Raw genomic sequence first — 23138 nt, forward strand, 5'->3', positions numbered from 1 at the left:
CCGCGGAGGGGGCCCGCCCTGGTCCTCGGACCGCTCTCCGGTCCCTTTTCGCTCTCGTATCACCTGTCACCGCCGGGACGATGGTGGCACGAGGAGGCGGCGGGCCGGTCAGGGAGGTCGCTTTTCTCCGCGGAAAGCCGAGTTTGCGCGTGTCGTGCGCACCCGCGTGCCGCCGCCGGCGCGGGCCGGCGGCCGTATGGGGCACCATGGCCGCCATGACCGGGCCCGCCGGCGAGCTGCCGGACTACGCGGAGAGGGTGCTGGCCGTGGTGGAGCGCATCCCGCCCGGCCGGGTGATGACGTACGGCGACGTGGCCGAGTGGCTGGAGGAGGGAGGCCCGCGGCAGGTGGGCCGGGTGATGTCCCTCTACGGCGGCGCGGTGCCGTGGTGGCGTGTGGTGCGGGCCGACGGGACGCCGCCGCCCTGCCACGAGGGCCGGGCGCTGGCCCACTACCGCCAGGAGGACACCCCGCTGCGCGGGGGCCGGGGCGGTACGGCCGGTCAGGCCGCCGCGGCGGTACGCGTCGACATGCGCCGGGCCCGGTGGGACGGGGAAGCGGGCGGGAGCGGGGACGGGGCCGGCGCCGCCGAGCGGCCCGACCGGCGTTCGTGACCGCCCGGTTGTGGGACTCCTCACACGTACCAGCTTCCGCCATGGCCCCGCCGTACACGTCGCCGTGCACGTCGCCGTGCACTTTGCCGTGCACGCGGTGAGCCGTCCGAACGGGGTGCGGGCGGGGGTGCGACGCCGTGCGCCACGACTGTCCCCTGGCGTACCGTCTGCACCATCCAGCACAGCGACCAGGACCGGCGATCCACGTGAGTTCCTCCCTCAAGTCCGATACGTACCGGTTGGTGCGTACCCCGCCCGGTCCGGCGAGCCTCCCTGCCTTGGACGCAGCCCAGCGCTCGGTGGTTGACCACCGCGGCGGACCGCTGCTCGTCCTGGCCGGGCCCGGCACCGGCAAGACCACCACCCTGGTGGAGTCCGTCGCCGAGCGCGTGCGGCGCGGGGGCGATCCGGAGCGGATCCTCGTACTGACCTTCGGCCGCAGGGCGGCGGTCGAACTGCGGGACCGGATGGCGGCCCGCCTGCCCGGACCGGCGCCGCGGACCCCGCAGATCACCACCTTCCACTCGTACTGCTACGCCCTGGTCCGCGCCCACCAGGACGCCGATCTGTTCGCCGAACCGCTGCGGCTGCTGTCCGGCCCCGAGCAGGACCTGCGCATCCGCGAACTGCTGGCCGGCCAGGCGGAGCTGGAGGACACCGGCCGGGAGCGGGCCCGCTGGCCAGAGGAGCTGCGCGCCTGCCTGACCACCCGCGGTTTCGCCGACGAACTGCGGGCCGTCCTCGCCCGCAGCCGCGAGCTGGGGCTGGGACCGGAGGCGCTGGACGCCTTCGCCCGCCGCACCGGCCGCCCCGACTGGCGGGCCGCCGCGGCCTTCCTGGCCGAGTACCTCGACGTGCTGGACCTCCAGGGCGTGCTCGACTACGCCGAACTGGTCCACCGCGCGGTGCTGCTCGCCGAACGGGAGGAGGTGGGTGCGGATCTCGCCGCGCGCTACGACGCGGTGTACGTCGACGAGTACCAGGACACCGACCCGGCGCAGGTGCGGCTGCTGCGAGCGCTGGCCGGCCAGGGCCGCACCCTGGTCGCCTTCGGCGACCCCGACCAGGCGATCTACGCCTTCCGGGGCTCGGACGTCAACGGCATCCTCGACTTCCCCGGCGTCTTCCGGCAGCGCGACGGGGCCCCGGCCCCGGTGGCGGTGCTGCGCACCGGCCGCCGCTCGGCCTCGGTGGTGCTGGAGGCCACCCGGCGGATCACCCACCGCATGCCGCTCACCCGGCTTCCGGCCGAGGCCGTACGCGCCCACCGGGGGCTGTCGGCGGCCCGGGAGGGCGGCCGGGTGGAGGTGTACACCTATCCGACCCCCGGGGCCGAGCTGGACAACATCGCCGACCTGCTGCGCCGCGCCCGTCTGGAGGAGGGAGTGCCGTGGCGGGAGATGGCGGTGCTGGTGCGCGCCGGCCACCGCACCATCCCCGCGGTGCGGCGGGCGCTGTCGGCCGCGGGCGTCCCGGTGGAGACCGACGGCGACGATGTGCCGCTGAGCCGGGAGCCGGCGGTGGTGCCCCTGCTGACCGCGCTGCGGGTGGCGGCGCGGGCCGCCGTCGCGGACGCCGCCGGAGCGGACCGGGCCGGCGGAGCCGGGCGGCCCGCGGGGGAGGACGGCGGCACGGACGGTGGTGCGGGTGGCGGTGCGGACGGCGGCACGGACGGTGGTGCGGGCGGTAGCGCGGACGGGCCCTGGATCGGGGTGGAGACCGCGCTCACCCTGCTGACCTCCCCGCTGGGCGGCATGGACGGCGCCGACCTGCGCCGTCTGGGCCGGGCCCTGCGCGAGGAGGAGCGCGCCGCGGGCCGCGCCGTACCCCGCCCCTCGGACGAGCTGCTGGCCGAGGCGCTGTCCGAGCCCGAACGGCTGGTCGCGCACGACCCGTCGTACGCGCGCGGCGCACGTGAGCTGGGGCTGCTGCTGCGCCGGGCGCGCGAGGCGCTGGCCGGCGGCGCCACGGCCGAGGAGGCGCTGTGGCTGCTGTGGAACGACGGCCTGGGCGGCGACCGGGACGGCCGGTGGCCCGCCCGGCTGCGGCGCGCGGCCGCACGCGGCGGCGCCGCCGGCCGCAACGCCGACCGGGACCTGGACGCCGTCTGCGCGCTGTTCGCCGCCGCCGCCCGCGCCGAGGAGCGGGCCGGCGGGCGCGGCGCGCTCAACTTCCTGGAGGAGCTGGACGCCCAGGACATCGCCGGCGACACCATCGCCCCCCGCGCGCTGCGTCCCGACGCGGTGCGGCTGATGACCGCGCACCGGGCCAAGGGCCTGCAGTGGCGGCTGGTGGTCGTCGCCGGGGTGCAGGAGGGGCTCTGGCCCGACCTGCGGCGGCGCGGCTCCCTGCTGGAGCCCGACCGGATAGGCCGCGACGGGCTGGCCGAGCCGCTCACCCCCGGCGCGATGCTGGCCGAGGAGCGCCGGCTGTTCTACGTGGCGGCCACCCGCGCGGCCGACCGCCTGGTCGTCACCGCGGTGAAGACGGCGGCCGAGGACGGCGACCAGCCCTCCCGCTTCCTGACCGAACTCGGCGTCGAGCCCAGGGACGTCGCCGCCCGCCCGCGCCGCCCGCTGTCGGTGTCCGCGCTGGTCGCCGAGTTGCGCGCCACCACCGTCGACCCCGCCGCCACCCCCGCGCTGCGCGAGGCCGCCGCCGAACGGCTGGCCGCGCTGGCCGCGCTGCGCGACGACGACGGCGTCCCCCTGGTCCCCGCCGCCCATCCGCACCGCTGGTGGGGGCTGTACGAGCCGACCCGCGGCGAGGTGCCGCTGCGGGACAGGGACCGGCCGGTCGCCCTCTCCGGCAGCGCGCTGCACCAACTGGCCACCACCTGTTCGCTCCAGTGGTTCCTGGGCCGCGAGGTGAGGGCGGAGCCGCCCGCGACCGCGGCCCAGGGCTTCGGCAACGTGGTGCACGTCCTGGCCGACGAGGTCGCCTCCGGCGGCACCCCCGCCGACCTGTCCGTCCTGCTGGAGCGGCTGGACTCGGTGTGGGACTCGCTCGCCTTCGACGCGCCCTGGAAGTCGCGCCAGGAGAGGGAGAACGCCCGCGCGGCCCTGGAGCGCTTCCTGCGCTGGCATGTGATGGAGCGTGACCTCGGGCGCGAGACGGCCGCCACCGAGCACGACTTCGACGTGACGCTGGAGGCGGGCGGCCACCGGGTCCGCGTGCGCGGCTCCATGGACCGGGTCGAGCGCGGGCCCGACGGCCGGGCCTACGTTGTCGATTTCAAGACCGGCAGGAACAAGCCGACCGCGGCCGAGGTCGAGCGCCACCCCCAGCTGGCCGTCTACCAGATCGCGGTGCGCGAGGGCGCCCTCGACGGGGTCGAGGGCTTCACCGGGCGTCCGGAGCCGGGCGGCGCGGAACTGGTCCAGCTCAGGATCGGCGCGCCCAAGCGGGAGGGCGGCGACGAACTCCCGGCCGTGCAGCGGCAGCCCGCCCTGTCCTCCTACGACGGGGACGGGGAGTGGGTCGGCGAGCTGCTGGCCGACGCCGCCGGGCGGGTCCTGGACGAGCGGTTCACCCCCTCTCCCGGACGGCACTGCGACACCTGCTCGTTCAGGGGGGCGTGCAGCGCCCGGCCCGAGGGGCGCCACGTCGTGGAGTGAGTGTGCGGGCGAGCACCGCCCCGGGCCGGAGCCCCGGCTTCGGCCCCGGTCCCGGGCCCCCGGAACCGGTTGTCGGCGCGGTGTGGTCCCATGTTCCGGTACGGCATCGCGGAAACGGAGGCGGCACAGCGGTGGGGGACAAACGGGGGACTCTGGCGGCGGCACTGGTCTGCGCCATGGCAGCGGGACTGACGGGCTGCTCCGGAGGGCCGGGCGGTACGGGCGGACCGGACTCCGGGCCGGGAGGCGGCCTTCCGGCGGGGATCGGCAGGGCGGATCCGGACGCCCCGGAGAAGCCGGGCCGGGAGGGGGACGCCCCCTTCGCCGGGGGATTCGGCGGGACGAGGCTGGAGCGGAGCTCCGCCGGGGAGATCATGGAGCGGTCCGCCGAGGCGATGAAGCGGGCCGAGTCGCTGCGCATCACCGGCTGGGTGGCCGGGGACGACGGCAGGATGACGATCGACCTGGCACTCGCCGGGGACGGCGACTGCACCGGCACCATGACGATCGGCGAAGGCACCGCCGAGGTCCTCTCCGCCGACGGGCGGATGTACATGAAGGGCGACGAGGGTTTCTGGGAGAGCCAGAGCGACGGCGGCCCCGGTGAGGACATGGCCGTCGAGATGCTCTCGGAGCGCTGGGTGAGGACGGACACCGGGAAGTCCGGCGCCGGCCCGGGCGGCTTCTGCGACCTCGACGAGCTGCTGGAGGACATGGAGTCCGGCGGCTCCGGGGAGACCGGGAAGCGCGAGCTCGCCGACCTCGACGGCCGGGAGGTCATCCCGCTGGTCCAGGAGGAGGACGGCGAGGGGACCACCACCGCCTATGTCGCCAACGACGACGACCGGCCCTATCTGCTGCGGATGGAGAACGAGGGGAGCGACGAGCCGGGTGTGATGGACTTCACCGGCCACGGGGAGAAGGTCGTCGTCGAGGCGCCGGATCCGGACGAGGTCCTCGACCTGGGCGAGATGCGTGAGGACTCCGGCCGACACGAGTCGGTCTGAGGGCGGTTGACGCCCCGTCGGAACGGGAGCGCCGTACGGCCGGCGGCCTCCGCCCGACTTCGCCCGCCACCGCCGCGCCGCGGCTGTCGGCGCGGCGCGCTAGCGTCTGGTGGGTGCCCGCACAGCTCAACGACCCCGACGACCTCCGGCGGCTCCTCGGCATCCCCTTCACCGCCGAGCAGATGGAGTGCATCACCGCTCCGCCCGCGCCGCAGGTCATCGTGGCCGGAGCCGGGTCGGGCAAGACGACGGTGATGGCCGCCCGGGTGGTCTGGCTGGTAGGCACCGGGCAGGTCGCGCCCGAGCGCGTGCTGGGCCTGACCTTCACCAACAAGGCGGCGGGCGAGCTGGCCGACCGGGTGCGCGGGGCGCTGCGCAGGGCGGGAGTGCTCGACCCCGACCCGGCCGCCCCCTCCGCCCCCTCCGACCCCTCCGACCCCGAACAACCGCCCGGCGAGCCGCGGATCTCCACGTACCACGCCTTCGCCGGGCAGCTGCTGGGCGACCACGGGCTGCGGCTGGGCATCGAGCCGTCCGCCCGGCTGCTGGCCGACGCCACCCGCTACCAGCTCGCCGCCTCGGTGCTGCGCACCGCGCCCGGCCCCTTCACGGCGCTGACCAAGTCCGTCGGCGAGCTGGTGCGCGACCTCCTCGCCCTCGACGGCGAGCTGTCCGAGCATCTGGTGGAGCCGGAGCGGCTGCGCGCGTACGACCGTGAGCTGCTCGACCTGCTGGAGAGCGGCGAGGTGAAGCTCACCAACGCCGCCCTGCGGAAGGTGCCCGAGACCGCGCGGGGCCGCCTGGAACTGCTGGGGCTCGTCGAGGAGTACCGCAGGCGCAAGCGGGAGCGCGAACTGCTCGACTTCGGCGACCAGATGGCCCTGTCGGCGTCCCTGGCGCGTGATGTGCCCGAGGTCGGGCGGATCCTGCGCGAGGAGTACGCCGTGGTGCTGCTGGACGAGTACCAGGACACCTCCGTGGCCCAACGCGTCATGCTGGCGGGCCTGTTCGGGGCAGGGGCGGCCCCGAACAGGACAGGGGGGAGCACCGGCCACGCCGTCACCGCCGTCGGCGACCCCTGCCAGGCCATCTACGGCTGGCGCGGCGCGTCCGTGGCCAACCTCGACGACTTCCCCGAGCACTTCCCCCTCGCCGACGGCACTCCCGCCCGCCGCCAGTCCCTGAGCGAGAACCGGCGCAGCGGCGGACGGCTGCTGGACCTGGCCAACACCCTGGCCGCGCCGCTGCGCGCCCGCCACGCGGGCGTGGAGGCGCTGCGCCCCGCACCCGGCGCCGAGCACGACGGCCTGGTGCGCTGCGCGCTGCTGCGCACCCACGCCGAGGAGATCGCGTGGCTGGCCGACTCCGTCGCCCATCTGGTGAACACCGGCACCGAGCCCGGCGAAATCGCCGTGCTGTGCCGCACCGCCGGCGACTTCGCGCAGATCCAGGGCGCGCTGGTGGAGCGCGGGGTCCCGGTCGAGGTCGTCGGCCTGTCGGGCCTGCTGCATCTGCCGGAGATCGCCGATCTGGTCGCCATGTGCGAGGTCCTCCAGGACCCGACCGCCAACGCCTCCCTGGTACGCCTGCTCACCGGCCCGCGCTGGCGCATCGGCCCGCGCGACCTCGCCCTGCTGGGCCGCCGCGCCCGGCTGCTGGTGCCCGGCGGCCCGCGCACCGGCGACGGGGAGGCCGGCGTCCAGGAGCGGCTGGCGGCGGCCGTGGAGGGAACCGACCCGGCCGAGGTGGTCTCGCTCGCCGACGCGCTCGACACCTTCCTGGGCACCAGCGGCCACGACGACCCGCTGCCGTTCTCGGCCGAGGCCCGGGTGCGCTTCGCCCGGCTGGCCAAGGAGATACGCGATCTGCGGGCCTCGCTGGCCGACCCGCTGATGGACGTGCTGCACCGGGTGCTGTCCGTCACCGGCCTGGAGGTCGAGCTCTCCGCCTCTCCGCACGCGCTGGCCGCCCGCCGCCGGGAGACCCTCGGTACCTTCCTGGACATCGCCGCCGGATTCGCCTCGCTGGACGGGCAGTCCACCCTGCTGGCCTTCCTGGGCTTCCTGCGCGCCGCGGCCGAGTACGAGAAGGGACTGGACAGCTCGCTGCCCGGCGCGGAGAACACCGTCAAGGTCCTCACCGCGCACAAGTCCAAGGGCCTGGAGTGGGACGTGGTCGCCGTTCCCGGGCTGGTGGCCGGCAACTTCCCCAGCGGGCAGGCCCGCGAGTCCTGGCTCTCCCAGCCGAAGGTGCTGCCGCCCGCGCTGCGCGGCGACGCGGCGACCCTGCCGGAGCTGTCCGGCTGGACGGCGAAGGACCGCAAGGCCTACGACGAGGCGGTCAGGGACCACCAGCACACCGAGGAGCTGCGGCTGGGCTACGTCGCCTTCACCCGCCCCCGCTCCCTGCTGCTGGGCTCGGGCCACTGGTGGGGGCCCAGCCAGAAGAAGCCGCGCGGCCCCTCCTCCTTCCTGGAGGCGCTGCGCGCGCACTGCGAGGCCGGCCCGCGGCACGGCGAGGTCGAGCACTGGGCCGCAGAGCCTGCCGAGGGCGAGGAGAACCCGGCGCTGGAGGAGCCGGCCGAGGAGCGAGCCTGGCCGCTGCCGCTGGACGAGGAGGCCTGGGCGCGCCGCCGTGCCGCCGCCGCGCGCGTCATGGCCCACCTGGACGGACGGACGGGCGAGCGGACCGAAGGGCGGACCGAAGGGCGGACGGACGGGCGGAGACTGCCCCGCCCCCGTACGGCCCCGGAGCCCGCCCCGGCGGAGGAGCCCGCACCGGCCCCGGCGGAACCTGCCCCGCAGGACGCGCCGGAGCCGGAGCTCGCCCCGGAGGACGCGCGGACCGTCGCCTCCTGGGACCGCGACATGGAGGCGCTCACCGCCGAACTGCGCCGGGCCCGGTCGGGCGTGCGGGAGGTGCCGCTGCCCCCGGCGCTCTCCGCGACCCAGCTCGTACGCCTGGCCGCCGACCCCGAGGCCTTCGCACGGGATCTGGCCCGACCCATGCCGCAGCCGCCGCGGCCCGCCGCGGCCCGCCGGGGCGCCCGCTTCCACGCCTGGGTGGAGTCCCGCTTCGAGGAGCTGGAGCTGCCTCTGCACGACCCCGAGGAGCTTCCGGGGGTCGGGGAGGAGGGCGAGGCGTATCCCGGCGGCGACGACGGGATCGCCGACGAGAAGGACCTCGCCGCGCTCAAGGAGGCCTTCGGCCGCACCCCCTACGCGCACCGCACCCCGTACCGCGTCGAGGCGCCCTTCCGGCTGGTGCTCGCGGGCCGGGTGATCCGGGGCCGGATCGACGCGGTGTACCGCGACGGGGAGGGCCGCTTCGAGATCGTCGACTGGAAGACCGGGCACTCCGGCAGGGCCGACCCGCTCCAGCTCGCCGTCTACCGCCTCGCCTGGGCCGAGCGGCACGGGCTGCCGCCCGAGGCCGTGAGCGCCGCCTTCCTCCACGTCCGCAGCGGGGAACTGGTCCGGCCCGCCCGGCTGCCGGGCCGCGCCGGTCTGGAGAGGCTGCTGCTGCACGGCACGCAGGACACGGCCGTCCCGGACCGGGACGCTCCGGACATCCCGGGCGGCCGGGAGGCGCCCGGCGTCCGGCGGGACGCGGCGACCGATTCCGGGGCGGGCGGAACGGCCGGATAGGCTCGGGGCATGAGCACCACCCCGGCCGCTCGTGGACACCGCCGTCCGCGCGCGCACCGCAGGCCGGCCCGCCGTCCCCGCGGACGGTCGGCGCCCCCCTTCCCCCGGCACGGGGGAGCGGCAGGGACGGCTGTGCGCGGGCGCCGCCGCGGACGGAGAGGAACGGGTCTTCCATCGCACCCGGATCGCACGGAATGGTCCGGCGGCCGTCGTACGCACCCGAACCACCGCTCACGCAGCAGGGGAAGTTGGTAGCAGCCGTGATCACCTGGCCCGACCACACCACCGACCGTCCTCCGATCACGCTCACCGCCACCGGCGGCATAGACCGGGCCTCCCACCACCGGCTGGACGAGGCCTGGCTCGGGGCGGCCTGGAGCCACCCGACGACCCGCTGCTTCGTGGTCTCCGGCGGGCAGGTGCTGATCGAGGACACCGGTGACGGGGGCGCGGAGCTGGTGACCATGCCCTCCTTCGACGCCCCGCTGACCGAGGCGCACCGCTACTTCCTCGGCATCGACGAGGACGGCGTGCGCTACTTCGCGCTGCAGAAGGACGCGCTGCCGGGCCGGATGGACGACGCGGCCCGGCCGGCCGGGCTGCGGGAGGCGGGCACGCTGCTCTCCGAGCGCGACGCCCAGCTGATGGTGCACGCCGTGGCCCTGGAGAACTGGCAGCGCATGCACCGTTTCTGCTCGCGCTGCGGCGAGCGCACGGTCATCGCCGCCGCCGGCCACATCCGCCGCTGCCCGGCCTGCGGCGGCGAGCACTACCCGCGCACCGACCCGGCCGTGATCATGCTGGTGACGGACCCGGAGGGCCGTGCGCTGCTGGGCCGCCAGGTGCACTGGCCCAAGGGCCGCTTCTCCACGCTCGCGGGCTTCGTGGAGCCGGGCGAGTCCATCGAGCAGGCGGTCGTCCGCGAGGCGGGCGAGGAGGCGGGCGTCACGATCGGCAGGGTCGAGTACGTCGCCAGCCAGCCGTGGCCCTTCCCGTCCAGCCTGATGCTGGGCTTCGTGGCGCACGCCACCTCCACCGAGATCCGGGTGGACGGCGAGGAGATCGAGGAGGCCCGCTGGTTCTCCCGCGAGGAACTGCGCGCCGCGTTCGCCTCCGGCGAGGTGCTGCCGCCGTCGGGCATCTCGATCGCGGCCCGGCTGATCGAGCTGTGGTACGGGCAGCCGCTGCCGGGCCCGCTGTGACGAGCGGTCCGCCGCGGACCCGGTGAACCGGGCCCGCGGCGGACCGCCTGCGGTGGTGCGTCAGGCTCCCAGAACGGCCTTCACCGTCGCGATCGAGGGGTTGGGCAGGGCCGAGCCGTCGGGGAAGAGCACGGTCGGGACCAGCTGGTTGCCGTTGTTGACCTTCTCGACGAAGGCCGCGGCCTCCGGGTCGTGCTCGATGTTGACCTCGGTGTACGCGATTCCCTCGCGGTCCATCTGGCCCTTGAGCCGACGGCAGTAGCCGCACCAGGTGGTGCTGTACATCGTGACCGTTCCCGCCATGGGTTCTCGTGCTCCTCGTCTCGGCGTGTCGGCGTACTGGCATCGGTGGAACGTTCAACCGGCCGGACCCATTCCCGGCCCAGTCCGGACCCATTCCCGGCCCCGGTCCGGCCCCGGCCCGGAGCGATCCCGGACCGGGGCCGGCGCGGGGCCGGCGCGGGGTGCGTTCCTGTTACGAGTTCCCGCCGCCTGTGGACGACGGTTACGGGCCCCTCGGCCGACCTGGCAGCATGGCGGGGTGACAGCAGCAACGCCCTCCTCCCTCTTCCCGCACGTCCCCGACTCGCCCGACGCGGTGCTCGAAGGGCTCGATCCCGAGCAGCGCGAGGTGGCGACGGCACTGCACGGCCCGGTGTGCGTGCTGGCGGGGGCCGGTACGGGCAAGACCCGCGCGATCACGCACCGGATCGCGTACGGGGTGCTGGCGGGAGTGCTCCCGCCCGCGAGCGTGCTGGCCGTCACCTTCACCAACCGCGCGGCGGGCGAGATGCGCGGGCGGCTGCGCCAGCTCGGCGCGGGCGGTGTGCAGGCCCGCACCTTCCACTCCGCCGCCCTGCGCCAGCTGCAGTTCTTCTGGCCGAAGGCGATCGGCGGCGACCTGCCGCGTCTGCTGGAGCGCAAGGTTCAGCTCGTCGCCGAGGCAGCGGCGCGCTGCCGCATCCGGCTCGACCGCAACGAGCTGCGCGACGTGACGGGCGAGATCGAGTGGGCCAAGGTCACCCAGAGCGTCCCGGAGGACTACCCGGCCGCGATGGCGAAGTCCTCGCGCGAGGCCCCGCGCGACCCGGCCGAGATCAGCCGGATCTACGGGCTCTACGAGCAGCTCAAGCGCGAGCGGTCGGTCATCGACTTCGAGGACGTGCTGCTGCTCATGGTCGGCATCCTCCAGGAGCGGCCGGACATCGCCGACACCGTGCGGCGGCAGTACCAGCACTTCGTGGTGGACGAGTACCAGGACGTCAGCCCCCTGCAGCAGCGGCTGCTGGAGCTGTGGCTCGGGGACCGGGAGAGCATCTGCGTCGTCGGCGACGCCAGCCAGACGATCTACTCCTTCACCGGGGCCACCCCCGACCACCTGCTCGACTTCCGTGCCCGGCACCCCGGCGCCACGGTGGTCAAGCTGGTGCGCGACTACCGCTCCACACCGCAGGTGGTGCATCTGGCCAACGGGCTGCTGGCCCAGGCCCGGGGCCGGGCCGCCGAGCACCGGCTGGAGCTGGTCTCCCAGCGCGAGACCGGGCCCGAGCCCGTCTACACCGAGTACCCGGACGAGCCCGCCGAGGCCGAGGGGGTGGCCCGCCGCATCCGGGAGCTGATGGACGCCGGGGTCCCCGCGAGCGAGGTCGCGGTGCTCTACCGCGTCAACGCCCAGTCCGAGGTCTACGAACAGGCCCTGGCGGACGCGGGAGTGCCCTACCAGCTGCGCGGCGCCGAGCGGTTCTTCGAACGGCCCGAGGTGCGTGAGGCCGGGGTCGCCCTGCGCGGCGCGGCACGCGCCGGGGACAACGACCCGCTGCTGGCCGACGCGGTGGACCTCCCCTCCCAGGTGCGTGCGGTACTCGGCGGCACCGGCTGGACGCCGCGGCCCCCGGCCGGATCCGGGGCGGTACGCGACCGCTGGGAGTCCCTGGCCGCCCTGGTGCGGCTGGCCGAGGACTTCGCACGGGCCCGGCCGCGGGCGACGCTGGCCGACCTCGTGGCCGAACTGGACGAGCGGGCGAACGCCCAGCACGCCCCCACCGTCGAGGGCGTCACCCTCGCCTCACTGCACTCCGCCAAGGGCCTGGAGTGGGACGCGGTCTTCCTGGTCGGGCTGACGGACGGGACACTGCCGATCAGCTACGCGAAGACCGACGAGCAGGTCGAGGAGGAGCGCCGGCTGCTCTACGTGGGCGTCACCCGGGCCCGGCGCCACCTGTCCCTGTCCTGGGCGCTGTCACGCTCGCCGGGCGGCCGGGGCGGCCGCCGCCCGAGCCGGTTCCTGGCGGGGCTGCGGCCCGGCTCCTCGCCGGGCGGCCGCCCCGGCGGCGCCGCCGGGGTGGAGCGCGGCGGCGGACGGTCGCGCAGGCGGCGCGGTCCGGTGCGGTGCCGGGTGTGCGGGCGCACCCTCACCGACGCGGGCGAGATCAAGCTGATGCGCTGCGAGGGCTGCCCCTCCGACCTCGACGAGGAGCTGTACGAGCGGCTGCGCGAGTGGCGTTCGGCCCAGGCGCGGCAGCTCGGTCAGCCCGCCTACTGCGTCTTCACCGACAAGACGCTCATGGCGATCGCCGAGGCCCTGCCCGACAACGAGACGGAGCTGTCGCGGATCCCCGGCGTGGGCGGGCGCAAACTCCAGAGGTTCGGCGCCGATGTGCTGGCCCTGTGCGCGGGCGAGGAGATCGGTGCGGACGCCGGGGAAGCCGCCGGCGAACGAACGGACGAACAGGCGGACGAACAGGCGGACGAAGGGATTCCGGAATCTGTCACAGAGGCTGTTACGAATCCGCCGGGAAAATAGTTTGCGCGGGCCGTCCAAACCCTCATAGCCTTCCGGACATGGACGAGCGGGGCCTACTGGCTCCATCGGATCCATGCTGTACTGAACCCTGAACGTCCGGATCGACACACACGTCGATCCCCAAAGCGCCGAGAGGAGGCGAGCTTCGATGACCACCACGATCACCACGATCACCACGATCACGACGGAACCGACCGGTCGCGAGGTCCTCGCCTCCTGCCTGTTCGGCTCCCGTCTGTCCGGCACCCGTGCCTTCGGCTTTACGGCCGCGCGTCCGGCATCCCTCGCGGTTCTGTCGATTCGCGAGCGGGCCGGCGAGCGACCGACCCAGGCACCCGCGGTAGTGGCGGCGGCACAGGCTGATGCCTATGCCCTCACCGACGCGGCCAACGGTGCCGGCAACGGACAGAAGCAGGCCAAGCACCACACGATGTGGGCCTTCCGTGGGCTCGAACCCTGGAGAGATCCAGCCTGATCGGCACGATCAGGTCGGCACCTTCCAGGGCCGCGGAACCCACACCGGGATCCGCGGCCCTTCTGTTTTCCCCAAGTGGCCCGGCCACCAGCCGGGTCGAAGAGACGACACACAGACGAGGAATCCACCGCCGTGCACATCCAGACGCACGCCCCGTCCGTACAGCCCGACCCGATCCGAACGTCCGATTCCACGGAGGACTCCTTGACCCCGCTCACCACGCTCACCGAGCTCGACGACGCCATCGAGCGTCTCGGTGTGGCCGTGCCCTGCCGCAGCTACGACCCGGAGGTCTTCTTCGCCGAGTCGCCGGCCGACGTGGAGTACGCCAAGTCCCTGTGCCAGACCTGCCCGCTGCGCGAGGCCTGCCTCGCCGGTGCGAAGGACCGCCGTGAGCCCTGGGGCGTCTGGGGCGGCGAGCTGTTCGTCCAGGGGGTGGTCGTTCCCCGCAAGCGGCCGCGTGGCCGCCCCCGCAAGAACCCGGTCACGGCATGAACACCGTCGGCACGATCGATCACCCCGCGACGCACGGTCCCGCGATGCGTCCCTTCCCGAAGCCGGAATCCGCGATGACCCTCAACACCGACAACCACGCGAGCACACAGCCCGGCGCCACCGCCTCGCTCCAGAACAGGACCCGCGACATGCAACTCATCCCAGAAGCCATGGCCCGTGCCCATATGCGTGAACGCATGCGGGAGGCCGAGTCGGAACAACTCGGCCACCGGGTGATCACCGCCCGCCGTATGCAGCGCCGCGCCGAGCGGGCCTCCCTGCGGGCCCGCCGTGCTCTGGCCCTGGCCATCATGCAGTGACGGCTCGCCGCCCCGGTCGCCGCCGGGGCCGGCGACCGTTCCTGCCCGCCGCCCTGACGGGCCGGAGCCGAGACCGGACAGGCCGGACAGAAGAGACCGGTGGAGGCCGGAGGGGCGGCCGGGGCGGCGGACGGCGGCAGACGGCAGACGACAACAACGGACGGGACGGGGGCCGGGGCGGTGACGCCACGGCTCCCGCGTCCTTCCGGGCGGGCGCGGCGAGCCCCGCCCGGGGCCCTCAGGCGGAGGTCTCCGTCACCTCCGCACCCTCCCCGGCATCGTCGGAGTACTCCTCCTCGTCCTCCTCCGGAAGGAAGCCGGGCACCCACGCCTCCATCTCCTCGTGCATGCGTACCTGTGCGCCGAGCTGGCACAGCACACCGATCGTGCTGAGCGTCACCCGGTGGATCAGCAGGTAGGAAGGCGGCAGGTTGAGCTGCTTGCCCAGCTGGTAGGCGGGGGAGCGCGGATCGGCGACCCGCGCGGCCTGCTCCCGCATCCAGTCCCGGGAGAAGACGAACTCCTCCTCCTGTGCAGGCTCGATGATCGGCAGGAGGTACTCCAGCACCGCGTCCGGATCCAGCTCGACGGACGGCTTGATGAACCCCTCGTCGCACAGCAGCTCGTGGACCGCCTCCGCATCGCCGTCGAGCGCCATCCGCAGCGCGACGCCGATCGTCGGCGGCAGTCCCTCCGGCAGCCGGTCGACCGTGCCGAAGTCCATCACCCCCAGCCGCCACTGCTCGGGCGGCCCGTCGGGCGCGTCGCCGGTCAGCAGCCGGAAGTTCCCCGGATGCGGGTCGGCGTGCAGCAGTCCGGTGCGGGCCGTGCCGGAGAAGAGGAAACGCGCCAGCAGCTGCCCGGCCCGGTCCCGTTCCGCACGGCTGCCGTCCCTGATCACATCGGCCAGCGGCACACCCTCCAGCCACTCGGTGACCAGCACCTGGTCGCACTGGTACACCACGTCCGGCACCCGCACGTCCGGGTCGTCGGCGAACTCCTCCGCGTACGCCCGCTGGGCCCGCGCCTCCAGTTCGTAGTCCAGCTCCTCGCTGAGCCGGTCGCGCATCTCCGACACCAGCGGCTTGATGTCCACACCGGGGATGAGCGGGCCCAGCAGCCTGACGAAGCGCCCCAGCTGGTTCAGATCCGACAGCAGCGCCTCGCCGGCGCCGGGGTACTGCACCTTCACGGCCACCGGGCGGCCGTCGTGCCAGACACCGCGGTGGACCTGCCCGATCGAGGCCGCCGCCGAGGGCTTGTCCTCGAACTCCTCGAACAGCTCCCGCCAGTCCTCGCCCATGCGCTCGGCCAGCACGGCGTGCACCGTGGCCACCGGCATCGGCGGTGCCGCCTCCTGGAGTTTGGTCAGCGCCGCGCGGTAGGGGCCGGCCACCTCCTCCGGGAGCGCCGACTCGAAGACCGACAGTGCCTGGCCGAACTTCATGGCACCTCCCTTCAGCTCCCCGAGGACCTTGAACAGCTGCTCGGCGGTCCGCTGCTGCAGTTCCTGCCCGACCAGGTCCGCGGAGTATCCGCCGATCCGCTTGCCCAGGCCCCAGGTCGCACGCCCCGCCATCCCCAGCGGCAGCGCGGCCAGCTTGGCGGTACGGGTGACGGCCTTACGCGGAAGATCCGACATGTGCCCCTCCAACTTCCCGACAGCACGACCAGGTGGCAGCGCCGAGGACAGCGGTCATGTGGCCATTGTGGACCGCCGGGCCCCGTCCGCCGAGAGTGGGCGGCCGCCGTGCCCGGAAGCCGCACCGCACGGACACTCCGGACGGGGCGGCACCGGCTCGCACTCGGCGCGCAGCCGCGGCAGCACCCAGTGCTGCCGCGAGTCCGTGACACAGTTCTCGTCCCCGTCCAGGAAGCTCAGCGCACAGGAGGCGGTGGCCCCCGCGACCACCGTCGCCAGCGCCACGTCGCAGGCGGGCACCGCCGACCGCCGTGCCGACCTCCACTGTGCCACCACCAGCGGCCAGGTGGGTTCCCGCTCGGTGCACCCGAGCATCAGGCACTCCGCGCAGGCCGCCGTGCCCGGCAGCACCAGCGGCCCCACGAAGCCGGTGGCCTCGACGACACCGGCGTACAGATGAGGCTGCCCGATCCGGACCAGCTCCTCGGCCGCGGCGGGATCCGGGGCGTAGGCGGCCAGGCCGTCGCGCGGGGCGATCACCACCAGGGCGAGCGCCGCGGCGCCGTCCCCCCGGCCGGGGCGGGGCGGCCGGGCCCCGGCGGCCGCCCGCCGTACCGCCCGGTGGGCGGCCGAGGCCCGCCGCTCGCCGGCCTGCTCGGGCGCGATGCCCCCGGGCGCGGTGTCCCACGGTGCCACGCAGCCTCCGTCCACCACGTCCACCTGCCCCACCCCGGCCGCCGACAGCAGTGCCGCCACCGTCGCCCCGACCCGTCCCGCGCCGCGCACCTGTACCCGGGCCGCCGCCCGGGCGGCCAGCCGGCGCACCCCGCCGCCCGGCTCGGGCCGGAGCACCGAGAGCGACCCCAGGTCCGGACGGAGCCGGTCGTCCACCCGGGCCGCCGCCCGCCGGTGAGCGGTGGCGTCGTCCAGCAGCCCCGCGGCCGTCAGCCGCGCCACCAGCCGGTCGGCCGCGTCCGCCCCGAGCCCCATCGCCTCGGCGGCCTGTCTGAGCTGGGGGAGGCTGCGGGTGCCGTCGAAGAGATCCAGGAAACCGCCGGTCGCGGTGTCCACCGGACCCAGCAGTACCGCGTGCGCGGGCGCCACCCCGTACCGCACGGTGTTCCGGTCCCGCCAGGCACGCCGGAGTGCGGGTTTGATCATCGGATGCACGGCAACTCCCCGAACCACTGCTGAACCACTGCTGAGCCCCTCCTGGCGGCGGCGCACCCGGCGCCGGGAAGAGGGCCGGACGGACCCAGCCTGCGTCCTTCAGCGCGTCCGCCGCGGAGAGCCGTCCACAGGGTGCGGCGTTCGTCATACCGGGTGTGCGGGGGCGCTCGGGGGGCGCGCCACCGGCTCGCACGCAGGCGCGCGGCCCCGCGAGTGACCCGGAGGCGGGACTTCCGCCGATGTCGGCGGGTAACGTCGTGGCATGCCCGCAGACCCGCTGAACAGCGTCGAGAAGCCGCGCCCCGGCCCGGACGGCGCGGCCGCGGGCGGCACGGCGCCGCGGCCGGACGCGGTCGAGGTCCGCCGCAGCACACGCCGCCGTCGTACGGTCTCCGCCTACCGGGAGGGCGGCCGCACCGTCGTCCTCATCCCGGCCCGGATGTCGAAGGAGGAGGAGCGGCGCTGGGTGGGCGTCATGCTCGACAAGCTGGCCGCCCAGGAGAGCCGGAGGACACTCGACGACGGAGAGCTGGCCGCCCGTGCGGTGCGGCTGTCCGAGCAGTACCTGCTCGGGCGCGCCCGCCCGGCCACCGTGCGCTGGGTCACCAACCAGAACACCCGCTGGGGCTCGTGCACCCCCGCCGAGGGCAGCATCCGCCTCTCCCACCGTCTGCAGGGAATGCCGGAGTACGTCCTGGACTACGTCCTCCTGCACGAGCTGGCCCATCTGCTGGTCCCCGGTCACGGCCCGGAATTCTGGCGGCTGTTGGAGACCTATCCGCGTACGGAGAGGGCCCGGGGATTCCTCGAGGGCGTGATCGCCGCGGGCCGGCTGCCGAATCTTCCCCGCGACGGGGGCGAGTGAGCCGCGGGGAGCACCGGTTAGCCTGGCGCAACGCAATTCACCGCTTCGGATGGGGGACGGTCGTTACGCATGGCCAGGGAATTCCAACGAGGCCACAAGGCCAAGATCAGTGATCTGACGGCCGGGACGGACCTGTACGTGGGCGTACGGATCTCCGCGCCGGGGCTGTCCTTCGACATCAGCTGCTTCGGGCTCGACGCCGACGAGCGGCTGTCGGACGACCGCTACTTCGTCTTCTTCAACCAGCCCGAGTCGCCGGAGGGGTCGGTCCGGCTGCTGGGAGCCCAGGCGGGCGACACCGAATCCTTCAGGGTGACGCTGGACCGCATTCCCGCGAATATCCGGAAGCTCTCCTTCACCGCCACGATCGACGGCGACGGGCAGATGTCCCGGACCGATCCCGGCTATCTGCGGATCGTCGCGGGCGGTGAGGAGGTCGCGCGCTATTCGTTCGACGGCTCGGAGTTCACCACCGAGCGGGCCGTGATGCTCGGCGACTTCTACCTCAAGGACGTCTGGCGCTTCGCGGCGGTCGGGCAGGGGTTCGACGGAGGACTGGAGGCGCTGCTGAAGCACTTTGGCGGTGAGGTCCTGGAGGAGGAGCCCGCCCCCGCCCCCGCTCCGGCTCCGCAGGCGGCGCCCGGTTTCGCGCCGCCCGCCGGACCGGCGCCCGGCTTCGCGCCCCCGGCGGCCCCCGCGGCTCCGCAGCAGGCGCCCGCACCGGCGCCCGCCCCCGCCCCCGCACCAGCACCGCAGGCGGTGCCCCCGCCCGCACCGGCTCCCGCACCGGCGCCCGCCCCCGCCCAGCCGCCCTTCGGGCAGCCGGCGCAGCCCGCCGGACCCTCCTACGGAGGCGGGCCCACCCAGCCGGGCTTCCCGGGACAGGCGGCCCCGCCCGCCATGCCCCCGTCCGCCCCGACACCCCCGGCCCCCACCGCTCCGGGCCAGGCCGTGCCCAACCCCTTCGGGCAGCCGCCGGCTCCGCAGCCGCCCTTCGGGCAGGCCCCCGGCCACCCCGGCGCCCCGCAGATACCCCAGGGACCGGCGGCCGGTATCGGCGCCGCGCTGGAGAAGTACCGCGAGGCGCCCACCGGGCAGCGCTGGACCCTGCAGAACCCGGCACTGATCCGCGCCGATCTCTCCCACGACGGCCAGGGCGTCCTGGCGCGCCAGGGCAGCATGGTGCTCTACCAGGGCAAGGTCGACTTCTCCTACAAGGGCGCCGGATTCGCCGGCCGGATCGTCGGCAACGCCACCGGCCAGGAGATGCAGCTCATGCGCTGCACCGGCCGAGGCCAGGTGTTCTTCGCCGAGAACGCCGCGCACGTCCACCCCATCGAACTCCAGGGTGACGCCGTCTGCGTCTCCGCCGACAACGTGCTCGCCTTCGACGAGACCCTCCAGTACGAGGTGCGCCGGATCGACGGCCACGGCATCCCCGGCGGCGCGCTGTTCACCATGCAGTTCCAGGGCACCGGCACCGTCGTGGTCAAGACGCAGGGCACCCCGGTCGTCCTGCCCGTCACCCCGACCACCTTCGCCGACTGCCAGGCCGTCGTCGCCTGGTCCGCCGGTGCCCAGGTGATCATCTCCAGCCAGGTGCGGCTGCGCCGCAACGCCTACCCGGGCCACAGCGGGGAGACCGTGAACCTCCAGTTCCGCGGCGCGCCCGGCAACTTCATCGTCGTCCAGCCCTACGAGGTCTGAGGGAGCCCGTCATGGACCAGACAGTGACCCCGGGGGTCTCGGGCTACGCCCCGACCCCGCCCGCCGCCCGCATGGAGAACCACGGCTCGCACATGGTGAAGATCGCCATGGCCGGCGGCCAGGACGTCTTCGCCCGCTCCGGCTCGATGGTCGCCTACGAGGGCTTCGTCCAGTACGAGGCCAACCCGCCGGCCGTCCGGCAGGCCGCCTCCCAGTGGCTCACCGGAGAGGGCGCCCCGCTGATGAAGTGCAGCGGCGACGGACTGCTCTACCTGGCCGACTACGGCGCCGACGTCGTCTGCCTGAACCTCGACAACGAGGCGATGTCCGTCAACGGCACCAACCTCCTCGCCTTCGACGCCCACCTCCAGTGGGGCGTCGAGCGCGTCAAGGGCCTGGCGAAGTTCTCCGGACAGGGCATGTTCAACGTCGGGATATCCGGCACCGGCTGGGTCGCCCTCACCTCCCGCGGCACCCCGATAGTCGTGGACTGCGGACGCGGCGAGGACGAGACGTACGTCGACCCCGACGCCCTGGTGGCCTGGTCCTCGGGGCTGAAGATGAAGGGCAAGCGGAGCATGAAGGCGGGCGCGCTGATCGGCCGGGGCAGCGGAGAGGCGTACCAGATCGCCTTCTCCGGCCGGGGATTCGTCGTCGTACAGCCCAGCGAGGACAGCACCGACCGCCTGCGCGTGCGGGGCTGAGGGGGGAAGGAAGAACCATGCAGAGTCCGCTCTTCGGCCACACCGAGGTGCAGAGCCAGGACCGCTACGCCCTGCAGAACCCGCAGCTGCTGCGGGTCCTGCTCGGCGGCCAGGACGACGTACTCGCCCGCAAGGGCGCGATGGTCGCCTATCAGGGCCTGATGGAGTTCGACGGGGAGTACCAGAGCGGTGGGCAGCGCCGCAGACGGTCCCGGACCGGCGAGAACCTGGAACTGATGCGCTGCTCCGGGCAGGGCACGGTCTACCTGGCCAACCTCGCCCAGTACATCCACATCATGGACGTGGACTCCGAGGGCCTGACGGTCGACAGCGCCTACGTGCTGGCGCTGGACTCCTCCCTGCACTGGGAGGTGATCGCCGTGGACAGCCAGTTCGGGATCTCCGGCTCCGGCGCGTACAACCTCAACATCACCGGGCGCGGCAAGGTCGCGCTGATGACCTCCGGCCAGCCACTGGCGCTCCAGATCACCCCGGACCGGTACGTCAGCGCCGACTCCGACGCGGTGGTCGCCTGGTCCAGCTCGCTGCGGGTGCAGATGCAGGCCCAGACCAGCTCCCAGAGCGTGTTCCGCCGGCGCGGCAGCACGGGGGAGGGCTGGGAGCTGAACTTCATGGGCCAGGGCTTCGCCCTCGTCCAGCCCAGCGAGCTGCTGCCGCCGCAGAACGCGACGGCCGGCCTGGGCGCGCAGTACGGCATGGGCCAGCACGGCGCACGCGGCCAGAACCAGGGCAACATCTGGACCAACTGACCGGCCGGAGGACATCGGGGCGCGCGGCCCCACTTCAGAGGACTGCCCGCGCGCCCCGGCGTCAGAGCAGTGCGCGGGTGCGCTCCGCCAGCCGTACGACGGAGTCGTCGGCCACGCCCGCGACCTCGTCCCAGCCGAACCAGCGCAGCTCCAGCGACTCCTCGCTGACCTCCTCGGCCGCGTCCTCGGGCGCCAGGGCGGCGTACTGCACGTCCAGGTGCCAGGCGCACGGCGTGTGGTGTCGGTCGAGCCGCACGGGCCCGTCCGGCAGCAGGGCGAGCCCCGCGATGCCCGACTCCTCGGCGGCCTCCCGCAGAGCGGCTCCGGCGAGGACGGTGTCACCGGGCTCGCAGTGCCCGCCCGTCTGGAGCCACATCCGCAGCTTGCGGTGGTGCGTCAGCAGGACACGGCCGCGGCGCGGGTCCACCACCAGCGCGCTCGCCGTGATGTGCCCGTCCGCGCAGGACCGCCACACGCCGTCCGGGCGGGCGGCCAGATGGTCGAGGTAGGCCAGGCGCAGTGCCTCCTGGGCGTCGTCCGGCGCGGACCACTCCTTGAGCGTCCGCGCCGCGTCCTCGTGCAGGCTCACCGGGCGCCGCCGCGCTCGTCCCCGCCGTCCCCGCGCTCGTCCTTCTCGCCGTCCGAGTCCGAGTCCGGCTCCGAGCCGCGCCCGCTCTCCGCGCCGCCTTGCGCACCGGACTCCTTGCCCAGCAGCCCCTCCAGCTCGGAGAAGTCCAGCTGCTCGCGGTGGACGAAGCCGTCCGGGTCGTCGAGGTCCCCGGCGGTCGGCAGCATGTCCGGGTGCGCCCACAGCCCGTCGCGGCCGTCCACCCCGCGGGCGTCGGCGAGCGAGGCCCACAGCCGGGAGGCGTCGCGCAGCCGCCGGGGCCGCAGCTCCAGGCCGATCAGCGTGGCGAACGTCTGCTCGGCCGGGCCGCCGCCGGCACGGCGGCGCCGCAGCGTCTCGCGCAGGGCGGAGGCGGACGGCAGATGGGGCTCGGCCGCGGCGTGGACCACCGCGTCCACCCAGCCCTCGACCAGTGCCAGCGCCGTCTCCAGCCGGGCCAGGGCGGCCTTCTGCTCGGGGGTGTCCTCGGGCTGGAACATGCCCTGCTGCAGCGCCTCCTGCAGCTCCTCCGGGCGTGAGGGGTCGAGCTGCCCGACGACGTCCTCCAGCTTGGCCGTGTCCACCCTGATCCCGCGCGCGTACCCCTCGACCGCGCCGAACAGGTGCGAGCGCAGCCACGGGACGTGGGCGAACAGCCGCTGGTGCGCCGCCTCGCGCAGCGCCAGGTAGAGCCGCACCTCCTCCAGAGGCACGCCCAGGCCCTCGCCGAAGGCCGCGATGTTGGCCGGCAGCAGCGCCGCCCGGCCCTTCGGCCCCAGCGGCAGCCCGATGTCGGTGGAGCCGACCACCTCGCCGGCCAGCACGCCCAGCGCGTGACCGATCTGGGTGCCGAACATCGCGCCGCCCATGGAGCGCATCATCCCCAGCAGCGGGCCGGCCATGGCCTGCATCTCGTCGGGGAGCACGTCGCCCATGGCCGCCCCGACCCGCTCGGCGACCGGGTCCACCAGGTCCTTCCACACCGGGAGGGTGGACTCCACCCACTCGGCGCGGCTCCAGGCGAGGGCCGAACCGGAACCCGAGGGCAGCGAGGTCACGCCGTCCAGCCACAGGTCGGCCAGGCGCACGGCCTCCTCCACGGCCTCCCGCTCCCGCGGACCGACGCTCGGGTCCTTGGTGCCGTCGGGGGCGCCGGCGGCGACGGTCTGCCGGGCGATGTCCTTGGCCATGTCCCAGTTGACCGGCCCGCCCTCGTAGCTGAGCATCTGGCCGAGCCGCTGGAACGCGGCGCCCAGGTCGCTCGGGTCGAACCCGCCGGGGCCGCCGCCCAGCGATCCGAACATCGCCGCGAGCGGGTTGTCGGCGCCGCCCGTGCCGCCGAACCCGAACGGGTTCTGCGGGCCGCCCTGGCCGCCCTTGTCGCCCTTCTTCCGCCCGTCGTCGCCCTCCTCGGGCTCCTCGGGCGGCATGCCGAATCCGAATGGGATGTCACTCACGGGGTTCCTCGGCTCTGGTGGATGGGACGGTGGGAC

General features: G+C 74.5%; 18 protein-coding genes. 13 read left to right on the forward strand and 5 right to left on the reverse strand.

The window, feature by feature from the left end:
- Positions 1 to 206: 206 nt before the first annotated feature.
- The 5 genes from CUT83_RS18295 to nudC all read left to right on the forward strand — a co-directional run bounded on the left by CUT83_RS18295 (position 207) and on the right by nudC (position 10087).
- Positions 207 to 614, forward strand: a complete 408-nt coding sequence (locus tag CUT83_RS18295) for an MGMT family protein (protein WP_101256928.1) — start codon at positions 207 to 209, stop codon at positions 612 to 614.
- A gap of 278 nt (positions 615 to 892) precedes the next feature.
- Positions 893 to 4231 carry an ATP-dependent helicase gene (locus tag CUT83_RS18300; RefSeq protein ID WP_173915098.1) on the forward strand — a complete coding sequence of 1113 codons (3339 nt, stop codon included), beginning with the start codon at positions 893 to 895 and terminating at the stop codon, positions 4229 to 4231.
- A gap of 131 nt (positions 4232 to 4362) precedes the next feature.
- Entirely contained in the window at positions 4363 to 5238 is an 876-nt protein-coding gene (locus tag CUT83_RS18305) for a LolA-like protein (RefSeq protein WP_101256929.1), read from the forward strand.
- 113 nt (positions 5239 to 5351) lie between these two features.
- Entirely contained in the window at positions 5352 to 8885 is a 3534-nt protein-coding gene (locus tag CUT83_RS18310; RefSeq protein WP_101256930.1) for an ATP-dependent DNA helicase, read from the forward strand.
- Between the two features lie 260 nt (positions 8886 to 9145).
- Entirely contained in the window at positions 9146 to 10087 is a 942-nt protein-coding gene (gene nudC / locus CUT83_RS18315) for an NAD(+) diphosphatase (RefSeq protein WP_173915099.1), read from the forward strand.
- A 60-nt stretch (positions 10088 to 10147) separates the two neighbouring features.
- On the opposite strand, the gene CUT83_RS18320 is transcribed toward nudC, so the two are convergent.
- Positions 10148 to 10390 carry a mycoredoxin gene (locus tag CUT83_RS18320; RefSeq protein WP_093661309.1) on the reverse strand — a complete coding sequence of 81 codons (243 nt, stop codon included), beginning with the start codon at positions 10388 to 10390 and terminating at the stop codon, positions 10148 to 10150.
- Between the two features lie 238 nt (positions 10391 to 10628).
- Here CUT83_RS18320 and CUT83_RS18325 point away from each other — a divergent pair, with 238 nt between their 5' ends.
- The 4 genes from CUT83_RS18325 (at position 10629) to CUT83_RS18340 (ending at position 14180) form a co-directional block, all read left to right on the forward strand.
- Positions 10629 to 12890 (forward strand): UvrD-helicase domain-containing protein, encoded by a 2262-nt coding sequence (locus tag CUT83_RS18325; RefSeq protein WP_173915100.1) that lies wholly within the window; start codon positions 10629 to 10631, stop codon positions 12888 to 12890.
- Between the two features lie 148 nt (positions 12891 to 13038).
- Entirely contained in the window at positions 13039 to 13365 is a 327-nt protein-coding gene (locus CUT83_RS18330; protein ID WP_101256931.1) for a hypothetical protein, read from the forward strand.
- Between the two features lie 132 nt (positions 13366 to 13497).
- Entirely contained in the window at positions 13498 to 13860 is a 363-nt protein-coding gene (locus CUT83_RS18335; RefSeq protein WP_093661313.1) for a WhiB family transcriptional regulator, read from the forward strand.
- Positions 13857 to 14180: a putative WhiB-interacting protein gene (locus CUT83_RS18340; protein WP_101256932.1), complete on the forward strand. Its 324-nt coding sequence runs from the start codon at positions 13857 to 13859 to the stop codon at positions 14178 to 14180. Before CUT83_RS18335 ends, CUT83_RS18340 begins: the two co-directional genes overlap by 4 nt.
- A 238-nt stretch (positions 14181 to 14418) precedes the next feature.
- Here the strand turns inward: CUT83_RS18340 and CUT83_RS18345 are convergent, their stop codons facing one another.
- Both CUT83_RS18345 and CUT83_RS18350 read right to left on the reverse strand, forming a co-directional pair.
- Positions 14419 to 15822: an ABC1 kinase family protein gene (locus CUT83_RS18345; RefSeq protein ID WP_101256933.1), complete on the reverse strand. Its 1404-nt coding sequence runs from the start codon at positions 15820 to 15822 to the stop codon at positions 14419 to 14421.
- Positions 15823 to 15876: 54 nt separating this feature from the next.
- Positions 15877 to 16992, reverse strand: a complete 1116-nt coding sequence (locus tag CUT83_RS18350) for a ThiF family adenylyltransferase (protein ID WP_194074718.1) — start codon at positions 16990 to 16992, stop codon at positions 15877 to 15879.
- Between the two features lie 262 nt (positions 16993 to 17254).
- Here CUT83_RS18350 and CUT83_RS18355 point away from each other — a divergent pair, with 262 nt between their 5' ends.
- The 4 genes from CUT83_RS18355 (at position 17255) to CUT83_RS18370 (ending at position 21038) form a co-directional block, all read left to right on the forward strand.
- Complete coding sequence (locus CUT83_RS18355) at positions 17255 to 17857, forward strand: M48 metallopeptidase family protein (RefSeq protein WP_101256934.1); 603 nt, start codon at positions 17255 to 17257, stop codon at positions 17855 to 17857.
- A gap of 69 nt (positions 17858 to 17926) precedes the next feature.
- Positions 17927 to 19564, forward strand: coding sequence for a TerD family protein (locus tag CUT83_RS18360; protein ID WP_101256935.1), 1638 nt, complete (start codon positions 17927 to 17929; stop codon positions 19562 to 19564).
- 11 nt (positions 19565 to 19575) lie between these two features.
- Positions 19576 to 20268, forward strand: coding sequence for an AIM24 family protein (locus CUT83_RS18365; RefSeq protein WP_093847829.1), 693 nt, complete (start codon positions 19576 to 19578; stop codon positions 20266 to 20268).
- Positions 20269 to 20285: 17 nt separating this feature from the next.
- The gene (locus tag CUT83_RS18370; protein ID WP_101256936.1) at positions 20286 to 21038 is read left to right on the forward strand and encodes an AIM24 family protein; all 753 of its coding nucleotides are present in this window, start codon (positions 20286 to 20288) and stop codon (positions 21036 to 21038) included.
- A gap of 61 nt (positions 21039 to 21099) precedes the next feature.
- Here CUT83_RS18370 and CUT83_RS18375 read toward each other — a convergent pair whose 3' ends face one another.
- Together CUT83_RS18375 and CUT83_RS18380 are read right to left on the reverse strand one after the other, a co-directional pair.
- Entirely contained in the window at positions 21100 to 21627 is a 528-nt protein-coding gene (locus CUT83_RS18375; protein ID WP_101256937.1) for an NUDIX hydrolase, read from the reverse strand.
- A complete protein-coding gene (locus tag CUT83_RS18380) occupies positions 21624 to 23102 on the reverse strand; it encodes a zinc-dependent metalloprotease (protein WP_101256938.1) in 1479 nt (492 codons plus the stop codon). Before CUT83_RS18380 ends, CUT83_RS18375 begins: the two co-directional genes overlap by 4 nt.
- Positions 23103 to 23138 lie beyond the last annotated feature (36 nt).

This window comes from Streptomyces barkulensis, assembly GCF_002843305.1.
In the GTDB taxonomy this organism is placed as follows: Bacteria; Actinomycetota; Actinomycetes; order Streptomycetales; family Streptomycetaceae; genus Streptomyces; species Streptomyces barkulensis.